The organism is candidate division KSB1 bacterium, from assembly GCA_034506255.1.
In the GTDB taxonomy this organism is placed as follows: Bacteria; Zhuqueibacterota; Zhuqueibacteria; order Zhuqueibacterales; family Zhuqueibacteraceae; genus Coneutiohabitans; species Coneutiohabitans thermophilus.
On record JAPDPX010000001.1, the window covers coordinates 611,291 to 623,468 of the forward strand.

Genomic DNA, 12,178 nt, shown 5'->3' on the forward strand with positions numbered 1-12,178 from the left:
ACCATCATGAGTTTGCCTTACATTGTACCAAACATGGCAGAGGCCGTGTTGGCGCGGCTGCACCCTGCCGCCACGCGCTGGAACCGCCTCGAAGGCCGGCCGCGCACGCACAATTTCGACCGCGCCCTGCGTGCCGAAGTGCGCGATGCGCTGTGGATGCTTTCGCGGCAATGGCAAATGGGCGAATTTCGGGGCGACGATGCCGGCTCCCCGGTGCTGGCGCGCGCGTGCGTCGAGATCGCGAACATCAATCGTTATCAAGCAGGCAGCGCAACGGTCGAAGACCTTGCGTCAGACAAGCCGCTTGAAGCCATGGTGGAGCGCCGGCCGGTTCCGTTGCGCGCCGGTGCCCAATATCTCTCGCTCGATTTGCGTGTGGCAGTAGGGCGCCGCTGGCTGAAATTGTTGGCGCGGGAGGCGGCAGCTCCCGGCGGCCTTTCCAAAGACTATCGCGCCGCCTATCGCACTGCCTATGCCGTGCCGGTGCCTGATCCTGCACAAAAGGCCGATGCCTTGGTGTGTGCGCATCTCGAGGGTTGGCAGTACGCGGGCGCAGCGGCGGAACGGGCCATGGATGGCATCGCCCTGCTCGAATATCTCGCCGATCCGACGCACAATGTGTACGACGGCATCGGCGCGAATGCCGCTGACGAGCCCAAGCTCACGGCGCTTGCCGAACGGCTGCAGAGTTGGTTCGCCGCGCTGATCCTGCAACCAAAGCAGGGCGCAGATACCGCCTGGCAGCCCAGCCGCTTTGAATATCAATTCGGCTGCGCCGCTCCGCAAGACGCGCACGAACTGGTCATGCGCGCCGAGGAGTATTACCAGGGCACGCTTGATTGGTATGCGCTCGAGCGCCGCCCCGCTGAGCAGTCACTCGGCGAACCGCCGGCAACGCCGCAGCCACCCAGGCGGGAAGTGCACACCTTCATTCCCACCGCCATCATGTTCGAAGGCATGCCCAACACCCGCTGGTGGGCCTTTGAAGACCGGCAAACCAATTTCGGCGAGGTGCGGCCGGACACCACCGATCTCGGCAAACTGCTGCTGCTCGAATTCGGCCTGGTCTATGCGAATGACTGGTTCGTCCTGCCCTACACGCTTCCGCTCGGAACGGTGAGTGAGGTCAAGGGCATTGCGCTGACCAATGTGTTTGGCGAGCGTTTTTGGATCGAGCCGGTGCTCGAGCAACCGGCGACCAATTGGGAAAAGTGGGGCATGTTCACGCTTACGCCTGCAACGGTTGAGCAGCCGCCGGCGCCGGCGCGCCTGGCATTGCTGCCGACCGTGCCGAAGGTGCAGGAGGGGCCCGCACTCGAGGAGGTGGCCCTCATTCGTGATGAGATGGCGAACATGGTGTGGGGCATCGAGCGTCGCATTACGCTGCCCTCCGGTGCGTCCAAGCCCGGCGGCGAAGCAGCGCGCGAGTTGCGGCAATGGCTGGAGCAACTGGCCGGTCCGCCGCCGGCTCCGCCGAATCCGCCGGCAGCGCCGATGCGTTATCAAGTGATGAACACGGTGCCCGAACACTGGATTCCCTTCATCCCGGTGCATGTCGAGGGCAGTGTGCGGGAGATGCAATTGCAGCGCGCCGCTCTGCCGCGCCTTCTGCCCGGTGATCCGAATCCGCCGGAACCGGAGAAAGTGCGGCCGCGCACCACATTGCTGCGCCACGGATTGCCGCGCGCCTACTTCGTGTACGAGGAGGAAGTGCCGCGCGCCGGCACGCTGGTGAGCCAGGCCTATCAGCGCACACGCTGGCTCGGCGGCAGAGTCTTCACCTGGCTGGGTGCACGCAAGCAGACCGGCCGCGGCGAAGGCGCCAGCGGCCTGCGCTTCGATTTGCTGGTCGAGGTCAAACAGTGAGGCCAAGAAGGAATAAAATGAAAGAAAAAGCGTAACTCACCGCTGCGTCGCGCAGCGCGCAGAGTTCTCTGCTTGCAGAAAAGCATTTCTCCGCGTCTCCGCGGTTTATTTGATGGTGGGGCTGATGGGATGCAGTTTGCACGCCGACAATTCTTTTCACCGCAATTCACCAAGCAGCGCAGCCTCAATTCGCCGCGCTGTGCCGCAGGCGATCCACCGCGACTGCAATCACGATAACGCAACCGGTGACCGCCTGAGTAATCCACGGCGCCCAGCCGTTCAACTGGCAACCGGTGCGAATGATGGTCATGATGATCGCGCCGATCAAACTGCCCGCAATCGAACCCTCGCCGCCGGACGCGAGCAAGGCGAGGAGCGGTTTCAGCGTGCTCTGCTCATCGATGCTGCGGCCGGTCACTTTCTGACCGATGCCTACGCCGCCGGCCATCTTTTTGACAAGTCCGAGGTGCTCGCCGCTATTACGCTTCACTTGCGCACACACCCCGCTCTGACACGGAATCCAGAAATGCAAATCTATGTTGGCATTGTGGCCCTTGCCGGCAAGTTACCGCAACTGGTGCTCAAGAATATTCATGACCGGATGAACCGGGAAGGCTTTGCAGTCGGCAACGCCCGCGGCATGCGCTGGCGCACTTTTGGGGACAGTTATCTGAAAAATGCGCAGGAGACGCAGCGGGTCGCCGCGCTCGCGGTGTTTTTGTCACGGCAGCAGGTTTTTGCCGCGCGCAAGGGTGTAACCCCGAATCCCGATGAGATCGAGGGGCTCATGCCGGACGAGGACAGCGTTCAAAGGGCGACCCAGCAGGCTATCGCCTACATTCCCGATGCCGTGGCAGAAGTGGAGGAGTTAATCTATCGGAATCGCTCGCTGGCACCTTCGCAGTTCGGACCGGTCCTGGGTGCCATCGTCGAGTCCAACCTGGCGGCAATCGGTCATCCCGGCCGTGAGCGGGCGATTGTGGAAATGCTCGAGAGTGCACGCCGGATTGGACTGGAAGGGCCAATACTCGCACCCAGCTTCACAGTGTTCAGTTGGCAATAGCATGACCCCGCCCTCCCAAGGGCATAAATCATGAGAAAGTTGACTGGATGAACAAGAGTGAGATGCTTGACAAGCTGCGCTTTTTTTTTCGGGCGAAGATGGTTCGCCTGCCCGCCAGGTTGTTCTGCAATTTTCATTGCTTTTGCCGTTGCTGCTGTTCTCTCGCCGGCCGCCAGTGCTGCTGTGAACTCCCGCCACAATCACCATTTCGCCACGGCCCTCCCGCGGCTTGCGATACTCTATAATTGTGTGTAGTGGCCTGCGACGGCGGGTCCTTCAGCTTCCGCCAAAACCCTGTGTTGGAGCGGGGTAATCATCACGCCGCGGCAAACTGTGGCTTGCCATCGCCCCCGTGAAGTTTCATGCAACGGCCAAACCGTTGTCGGTCTTGCGGGCTGAACTGCTCCCCGCTGTGCAATCACTGCTTGCTTTTTAGCGCTACTTTCCTATGCTTGCAGGCACTGAGGTGACACGAGTCCAAAAGTAAATTTCCAGGGAGTCCGCGTGAAGCAAGTTTTCATCACCAAACCCGGCGGCGTTGAGGTACTCCAAGTCAGGGAAAGCAGTGACCCCAAGCCCAAGTCCGGCGAAGTGGTGATTCGGGTCAAGGCCGCGGGCATCAATTTCGCGGATTTGATGGCGCGCAAGGGTATTTATCCCGACGCGCCCAAGCCGCCCTGCGTGGTGGGCTATGAAGTGTGCGGCACCATCGCAGCCGTGGGCGAGGGGGTCGCTGCCAGCGAGGTGGGCAGAGAGGTGATTGCGCTGACGCGCTTCGGCGGTTACGCCGAGAAGGTGAGTGTGCCTCACAGGCAGACCTTTGCGAAGCCCGGCCGGTTGAGCAGTGTGGAAGCTGCGGCGCTGCCGGTGGCTTATCTCACCGCCTATCAAGCGGTGGTGGTGATGGGCGCACTGCAGCCCGGCGAAGCCATTCTCATTCACAACGCCGGCGGCGGCGTGGGATTGGCGGCGCTGGATTTCGCCAAAAAGATCGGCGCGACCGTTTATGGCACCGCGGGTGCAGCCAAGCATGAGTTTCTCAAACAGCGCGGCTGCGATCATCCCATCGACTACCACACGCAGGATTGGCAGAAGGAACTGCAGCGCCTGACCGGCGGTCGCGGCGTGGAGTTGATCCTCGATCCGTTGGGTGGCAAAAACTGGAAAAAAAGCTACAAGGCCCTGCGCGCCACCGGCCGTCTGGGTATGTGCGGTATTTCGACCGCGGCGGAAGCGCGCGTGGGTGTGCTGGGCTTGCTCAGGCTGATCACCCAAATGCCGTGGTTCAATCCCGTGGCGTTGATGAACAGCAACAAGGCTGTGTTCGGCATCAATCTCGGCCACATGTGGCACGAGGTCGGGAAGGTCACCGGCTGGATGCAGAAAATCCTGGCGGGTGTGGAGGAAGGTTGGATACGGCCGTTTGTGGGCAAGACTTTTCCCCTGGAGCAAGCTGCGCAGGCGCATCGCTACATCGAAGAGAGAAGGAATATTGGGAAGGTGGTGCTTGTGATGTAAAGTAAAGCAAGGGGCAAGAGGCAAGGGTGACAAGATTTGTGTGAGTGTGCTCATGCGTGTCCATGTTCGCGGGTTTGGTGGGGTTGTGTTTTCGCCGGCATTTTGCGTGTCCGCCGTCTTGCTTGTGTTTTCGCTGCTGGGTGGCCCGTCAGCGGGCCGGGCGCAGCGGTTCGAGCGTGTGGTGGTGCTGCCGGTGGAGGAGAATGGTCAGCTCCTGGCATTTCCCTTTCTCGGCGGCCTGGATTTTTTTCTGCCACAATTCGTGGACATCGACGCCGATCGCGATTGCGATCTTTTCTATTTCACGCCGGCGGAAAAGCGTCTGATTTTTCTCGAAAACATCGGCAGCGGGCAGAGGTGGCAATTTCGCCTGGCGCACGGGCACTACGGCGATTTCACGATCCGCAGTTGGTTTTATTTCGTCGATATCGATGCCGATGGCGATTGCGATTTCTACCAGGACAACAACCAGGGCGGCCTGGCGTTTTATCGCAACACCGGTTCGGCGCAGGTCGCGCGTTTCACTCTCGAAAGCGGGGCGGTGACGCAGGTCAGCGGCGAGGAGATGCGCATCGATTACACCAGCGCGCCCGCCTTTGCGGACATTGATGCGGACAGCGACTACGATTTCTTCAGCGGCAATATTCTGGGGTATCTCGAATTCTATCAGAACGCCGGCACTCCCGCCGTGCCCGCGTTCCGCTTTGAAACCAGCACCTGGCAGAATCTGCGCATCATCTCGGGCGGAACGGCGGCGCCGGCACCGGGTCTGGCACTTGCGCGGCACGGTGCCAACGGCATCGCTTTCATCGATCTCGATGGTGATGGCGATCAGGATCTGTTCTATGGCGACTTTTTTCATCCCGGCGTTTATTATCTGCACAACCGGGGCACGCCGCACAACGCCAGTATCGTGATTGCCGACAGTGCCTTCCCAGCCGGCCGGCCGGTGCACACCCTGGGTTACAACATCCCACGTTTCGCGGATATCGATGGCAACGGCGCGGTGGATTTTTTCGCGGCCTGCCAGAACCAGAATCGCGACAATTTCATCTTTTATCAAAACACCGGTACGGCTGTTTCCCCGCAGCTCGGATACAGCAGCGACAATTTTCTCACGCAAATCGATGTGGGCAGCAACAGCGCGCCGGCGCTGGCCGACATCGACGGTGATGGTGATCTGGATTTGTTTGCGGGCGATCTCAACGGCCGCTTGAATTTTTTTGAAAACACCGGCTCGGCCGCCGCGCCCGCGTTCCGCCGGGTAACCGACGCCTTTCAGAACATCAAACTCACTGCCGTGTCCGCGCCGGCATTTGCCGATCTCGATGGTGACGGGGACCTGGATCTGGTGATCGGCAGCGCCACCGGCAGCGATCTGGTTTTGTTCCGCAACACCGGCACGCCGCACGCGCCGGCGTTCGTGCTCACGGATCCGGCTTTTCAGGGAATCGATCTCGGCAGCTACAGCTCGCCCTGTTTCGCCGATGCGGATTTCGATGGGGATGTTGATTTGTTCCTGGGCGAGTATGCCGCTGCTGCCGTGGCGATTTTTGAAAACACCGGTGACGCGCGCCGGCCGGTGATGCAATTGCGCAAGAAGCTCCGGCCGCCGCTGCCGCGTGACTATGCCGCACCCGCCCTGCATGATGTGAATGGCGACGGCTTCCTCGATTTGATCGTCGGCACGCTGCAGGGAGCGATGCTGCACTATCAGGGCACCGCCGTGATCGATTCCTTCATTTTGATTGACACGCAATTCGCCGGCCTGGAGATTGGCGCCTACACCAGGCCGGTGCTGGCTGATCTCAATGGCGACGGTGCGGTTGATTTGTTGGTGGGGGAGGGCGACGGCGGCCTCAATCTCTACCAGGGTGCGACTGTCAGCGCCCAAAGACAGGCACCCACCCCTCCGGTCGCGTTCGACTTGCAGGTTCATCCCAACCCTTTTGACACACACTTGCACATTCTGGTGCGAAGTCGCGATCCCGGAGGCGAACCGCCGCGCGTTGTGCTTTTCAATGTGCTGGGTGCGCAGGTGGCAGAGATGGCCATGCAGCCGGTGGCGGGCGGGTGGGCGGGTGAGAAGGGGGCAGAGAATGCGACGCTGGCTCCGGGAGTTTATTTTGTGAAGGTGAGCATGAATGGAATTCGATTGACGCGCAAAATTTTGTGTCTCAAAAAATAGCCAGACACGCCGACCTACGAAAATGTCATAGCTGAAAAAAATGTTGCCTTTTCGAATTAATTTCTTCATATTCGCCCCGCTATTTGAGTCCAGGCTGAGGAGAGGAAAAATGCTTGTGCGCCGCTTTCCTTTCAATAATTGTGAATTGTGTGCGATCCGCGGAATCCCGGGCGTCCCAGCTTGCGCTGCTGACGCCTTTTTCATTTGCGGAGCACAGAGGTGTGGAGGCAGAGTTCATCTTTTGCTAGGAATGGGCTAACCCTGCCGTAACTTGACCTGAGTATCTTTCGGAAATGGTGAAGTATCTGTCGTCGGTATCGGCAAGCAGCCACCAATCAATGTTCAATCAACTTAAAACGGAGGGTTTCAGGATGCATCGCAACAGATTCATGCGGGCTCTCAGTCTCTCTGCTCTGCTCTTGCTGTTGATTTCCGGGCTTACCGGCTCGGTAAACGGCCAGGGCGTGACGACTGCGGCTTTGAACGGCGTGGTGGTCGATCAGAATGGCCAGCCGCTGGTGGGTTGCAGCGTGATGGCCGTTCACACGCCGAGTGGCACGATCTTCGGCGCGGCCACGCGTGCGGACGGCCGCTTTAACATTCCCGGTGTGCGGGTCGGCGGCCCCTACACGATCACGGCCAGTTTGATTGGTTATCGCAAGGAAAGTGTCGAGAATATTTTTCTGGGCCTTGGTGAAGACCGCCGCTTGACGTTCACCCTGGTTGAAGAAGCCCTGCAGGCGGCCGAGGTGACCGTGGTGGCGGAGCGGGATGCCATTCTGAGCGCCTCGCGCACGGGCGCAGCCACCGCAGTGAGCAGCGCGGCCATCCAGATGCTGCCCACCATTACGCGCAACATCAGTGACTTCACCCGTCTGACGCCACAGGCCTCGGGCAACTCCTTCGTTGGCCAGGACAATCGTTTCAACAACATCACCGTCGATGGCTCCTACTTCAACAATTCTTTCGGCCTCGCCGGCAGCCCGGGCGAACGCACCGGCGTGGCGCCGATCTCCCTGGATGCCATCGAACAAATTCAGGTCAACATTGCGCCGTATGATGTGCGGCAGGGCAATTTTGTCGGGGCAGGTGTCAACACCGTGACCAAGAGCGGAACCAACGAATTTTCCGGTTCGGCCTATTATCAGTTCCGCAATGACGGCCTTTATGGGACGAAGGCTGGTGATCTGAAATATCAGCCCGGCACTTTTGATTACAAGCAAATCGGCTTGCGGCTGGGTGGTCCGTTGATCAAGAACAAGCTCTTTTTCTTCGGCAGCTTCGAAGATGACGAGCTGACCCGCCCGGGAACCGATTTCACCGCCAACCTGGGGGGAGAGACGGTGGGCGGCAACAAGACGCGCGTGCTGGCCTCGGATTTGAACCAGCTCAGCAGCTTTTTGAAGGAAAAGTTCGGCTATGAAACCGGCGGCTATCAGGGATATGACTTTAAGACCCCGGCGCTGCGTTTCATCGGCAAGGTGGACTTCAATCTCAATGAACACAACAAGCTGAGTTTGCGCTACAATCACCTCGACTCGGAAACCGACGTGCTGGTCTCCAATTCCTCTTCGTTGGGTTTCGGCAACCGCAGAACCAATACCAACGCCCTGAATTTCCAGAATTCGAACTACAAGATCCTGGAGAACATCCGCTCGATCGTCGGCGAGTGGAACTCGATTCTGGGCCCCAACATGTCCAACAATCTGCTCATCGGTTACACCCACAACGATGAGAGCCGCAAGTACGTGGGATCGTTCTTCCCGATGGTGGACATTCTCAAAGACGGCTCCACTTACACCACCTTCGGCTTTGAGCCGTTCACGCCCAACAATGAGCTGCGTTACTGGAGCTTCCAGGTACAAAACAACTTCACCTACTACCGCGGCGATCACAACTTCACCTTCGGGCTGAGTGGCGAGCGCTACGAGTCTGAAAACGTGTTCTTCCCGGGTTCGCAAAGCATCTATGTGTACAACTCGTTGGAGGATTTTTACAGGGATGCCAACGATTATCTGGCCAACCCGAACCGCACCACCTCGCCGGTGACGCTGCGCCGTTTTCAGGTGCGCTGGACGAACATCCCGGGCCAGACCAAACCCATCCAGCCGCTGGAAGTCCTGTTCGCCGGCGTGTACGGCCAGGATGAATGGCAGGTCAACAAGAATCTGCGTCTGACGCTCGGCTTGCGCGTAGATGTGCCTTTCTTCGGCGACACCGGCTTCAAAAACCCGCAAGTGGACGGCCTCAGCTTCCGGGATGAGAAGGGCAACACCGTCAAGTACAGCACGGACAAACTGCCCGACAGCAACCTGCTGTGGTCCCCGCGCCTGGGCTTCAACTGGGATGTCAGTGGCGATCGTTCCACCCAGGTGCGTGGCGGAACGGGTATTTTCACCGGCCGTCCGGCCTACGTTTGGATCTCCAACCAAATCGGCAACAATGGCATCCTGACCGGCTTTGAGCAGTTGGACAACACCACGGCCCGGCCGTTCCATCCGGATCCGAATCATTACAAAAAGCCGGCAACCGGTGCTCCGGCCGCCAGCTATGAACTGGCCTTCACCGATCCCAAGTTCAAGTTCCCGCAGCTTTGGCGCAGCAACCTGGCGGTGGATCGCAAGCTGCCGTGGTTCGGCCTGATTGGAACCGCGGAATTTCTCTACAACCGCGATGTCAATGGCATCTACTACATCAATGCCAATCTCAAGCCGGCAGATACCAAATTCAACGGCCCGGATCAGCGGCCGCGCTGGACCGCCGGCAACCGCATCAACAGCAACATTACCAGCGCGATCGTTCTGAAAAATCAAAACGAAGGCTACTCCTGGAACTTTTCCGCTTCTGTGGAGAGAGCGATGCAGGACGGCCTGTACGGCAAGCTGGCCTACAGCTACGGCGTTTCCAAGAACACGGTTGATCCCGGTTCCATTGCCTTTGGCTCGTGGAACAACAATCAGCACGCTGGTGATCCCAACAATCCCGGTGTGGCCTTCTCCGCCAACTCTCCCGGCCACCGCATCCTGGCGGTCGCCTCCTACCGGAGGGAATATTTCAATTTCGGTGCCACCACCATCTCGCTGGTCTGGGAAGGTGCGCGCAACTGGCCGGCTGATCCCTTCGCCTTTGCCTCCCGCTCCGCGAGTTACACCTACAGCGGTGATTTGAACGGCGACGGCGGCACCAGCAACGACTTGATCTACATTCCGCGCGACAAGTCGGAGATGAATTTTGAAGAGTTCACCTCTTCGGGCAAAACCTTCACGGTCCTCGAGCAGCAGGAGGCCTGGGAAGCCTTCATTCAACAGGATCCCTACCTCAGCAAACATCGCGGGCAATACGCCGAGCGCGGTGCCATTCACCTGCCGATGGTTTATCGTGCCGACCTCAGCATTACGCAGGATTTGTTCACCAATGTCAGCGGCAAACGCAACGGCCTGCAATTCCGCGTCGATTTGCTCAATGTCGGCAATTTGATCAACAAGAACTGGGGCGTAGGCCAGCGCCTGGTCACCACCCAGCCGTTGATTGCCCGCGGCGCCGATGCCGAAGGCAAGGCGCGGTATCGCCTGCGCAATATCGGGACTTCGTTGATCTCCAAGACCTACGAGCCGACCGCCACAGAGAACGACGTTTTCCGGATTCAGTTCAGCTTGCGGTACAGCTTCAACTGAGATCACCCCGGGATTGTAAAAGCCGCCTCCGGCAACGGAGGCGGCTTTTTTGTTGACCGCCCGAAATCATCGTTTATGGATCAAGCCGATCCTGCCACGGCCGGACCTGTGCATTGCAGGCTCTGGCCCGGCAAATAAAAAGGCCGGTGCTGCACGCATCGGCCTTTTCCCTTTCGGCTTGTCGCAAGCGCGTGTCGCTTGCGACTCGTTCACTTCACATCGCAATCATTACAGCGGATGATACTCGCCGGGCAACGGCGTCGCAGTTTTCAGCCAACCGTACTGGCTTGCCGCCCCCGCCGAATTTTCCTCTGCCGCTCACCCCGCCATACGCCTTCACCGCTGCAGAATCATGCGTTTCACTCTCACCTGGTCGCCGCTTTGCAACCGCATGAAATAAACCCCGGTCGGCACTTCATTGCCGAACTTGTCCCGGCCATTCCAGCTTGTTTGTCGATAGCCGGCCGGCTGCACGCCATCCACCAGTTTGCGCACCACCTGACCGGTGAGATTGTAGATGATCAAGCTGACCGGCGCCGCCTCCGGCAGGGCATACGTGATGGTGGTGTGTGAATAAAACGGATTGGGATGATTGCCCAGCAATTGCAGGTCAGCGGGCAGCCGGTTGGCCGTGATTGACGCCAGGGTTTGTGTGGTGGTGTTGCTGTTGGGCCGCGGCAGCGCGCTGCTGCCGAATTCAACCACCAGTTGCGGCGGATTCGCGCCCTCCCGGCTGCTGCACACACCCAGCGCCGTCGTGTTGTTCAGGATCGCGAGACTCACCGTGCCGTTGCCGCTCACGGCAGCAGTAACGTCCCATTCGTACCAGGCGTCCTTGCTCAACGGGCCCTGGGTGGCGAGCGCGCCGCCGTTACGGTCGGCATTGTTCCAGGTGAGGCCGGACTCGGTCCATGGCGTGGTTGTGCCGACATAGTAGTTGGAAGCGGAGTAGACCGTGGCGTTGTCATTGCTGCCGGTGGTCACATACACCCGTAGTTTCGCGCTTTGTACGCTGCCGGTGATGCCGGCAACCTCGAACTTGAGATAGCTAATGAAAGTCAAGTTGCTGTAGCGGAAACGCAAGCCTGCTTCGCTGCCGTAGTTGTTGTCCGGATTTTCCGCTGAAGTGTAGGCATCCGCAATTGGCGTGAACGTGAGAGATGAGATCGTGCTGTTTGAGACGGTGATGCTCACAGTGGCGGCATTGGAGGTGGCGCCGGCATTGTCCCTGACAGTGTAGGCGAAACTGTCGCTGCCGGCGAAGCCGGGATTGGGGGTGTAGGTGACGGCACCGGAGCTGGAGTTGACGCTGGTGGTGCCGTTGGCAGCGGCGGTGGTGATGGTGACCGAAGCGGGATCGAGCGTGCCATCGCTGTCGGAATCATTGGCCAGCACGTTGATGGTGACAGCGGTGCCTGCGGTTGTGCTGGCCGAGTCATTGTTGGCCACGGGCGCAGCATTGCCGGGGTTGACAGTGATGCTCACAGTGGCGGCATTGGAGGTGGCGCCGGCATTGTCCCTCACGGTGTAGGCGAAACTGTCGCTGCCGGCGAAACCGGGATTGGGGGTGTAGGTGACGGCACCGGAGCTGGAGTTGACGCTGGTGGTGCCGTTGGCAGCGGCGGTGGTGATGGTGACCGAAGCGGGATCGAGCGTGCCATCGCTGTCGGAATCATTGGCCAGCACATTGATGGTGACAGCGGTGCCTGCGGTTGTGCTGGCCGAGTCATTGTTGGCCACAGGCGCAGCATTGCCGGAGCCAGGGCTGTACTCGATCACAAGCTGGGGTGGCTGGCTGCCTTCGCGGCTGCTGAAGTAGCCGTTGGCCGTGGTGGCGTTGAGTATTGCAAAGCTGTAGGTGCCGTTGCC

General features: G+C 59.5%; 6 protein-coding genes. 5 read left to right on the forward strand and 1 reads right to left on the reverse strand.

Features of this window, described 5'->3' with window-relative positions; genetic code table 11:
• Nucleotides 1–6: 6 nt before the first annotated feature.
• The 5 genes from ONB52_02535 to ONB52_02555 all read left to right on the forward strand — a co-directional run bounded on the left by ONB52_02535 (nt 7) and on the right by ONB52_02555 (nt 10,309).
• The gene (locus ONB52_02535) at nt 7–1,866 is read left to right on the forward strand and encodes a hypothetical protein (GenBank protein ID MDZ7415019.1); all 1,860 of its coding nucleotides are present in this window, start codon (nt 7–9) and stop codon (nt 1,864–1,866) included.
• Nucleotides 1,867–2,002: 136 nt separating this feature from the next.
• Nucleotides 2,003–2,929 (forward strand): hypothetical protein, encoded by a 927-nt coding sequence (locus ONB52_02540; protein ID MDZ7415020.1) that lies wholly within the window; start codon nt 2,003–2,005, stop codon nt 2,927–2,929.
• A gap of 504 nt (nt 2,930–3,433) precedes the next feature.
• Entirely contained in the window at nt 3,434–4,447 is a 1,014-nt protein-coding gene (locus ONB52_02545; protein ID MDZ7415021.1) for a medium chain dehydrogenase/reductase family protein, read from the forward strand.
• 106 nt (nt 4,448–4,553) lie between these two features.
• Nucleotides 4,554–6,635 (forward strand): T9SS type A sorting domain-containing protein, encoded by a 2,082-nt coding sequence (locus tag ONB52_02550; GenBank protein ID MDZ7415022.1) that lies wholly within the window; start codon nt 4,554–4,556, stop codon nt 6,633–6,635.
• A gap of 371 nt (nt 6,636–7,006) precedes the next feature.
• Complete coding sequence (locus ONB52_02555; protein MDZ7415023.1) at nt 7,007–10,309, forward strand: carboxypeptidase regulatory-like domain-containing protein; 3,303 nt, start codon at nt 7,007–7,009, stop codon at nt 10,307–10,309.
• A 336-nt stretch (nt 10,310–10,645) separates the two neighbouring features.
• Here the strand turns inward: ONB52_02555 and ONB52_02560 are convergent.
• Nucleotides 10,646–12,178, reverse strand: a 1,533-nt coding sequence (locus ONB52_02560) for a tandem-95 repeat protein (GenBank protein ID MDZ7415024.1), incomplete at its 5' end; no start/stop codon positions are given.

Bases quoted from the DNA above. Each gene is read 5' to 3' on its own strand.
- ONB52_02535 (MDZ7415019.1), top strand. From the start codon at position 7: ATGAGTTTGCCTTACATTGTACCAAACATGGCAGAGGCCGTGTTGGCG.
- ONB52_02555 (MDZ7415023.1), top strand. From the start codon at position 7,007: ATGCATCGCAACAGATTCATGCGGGCTCTCAGTCTCTCTGCTCTGCTC.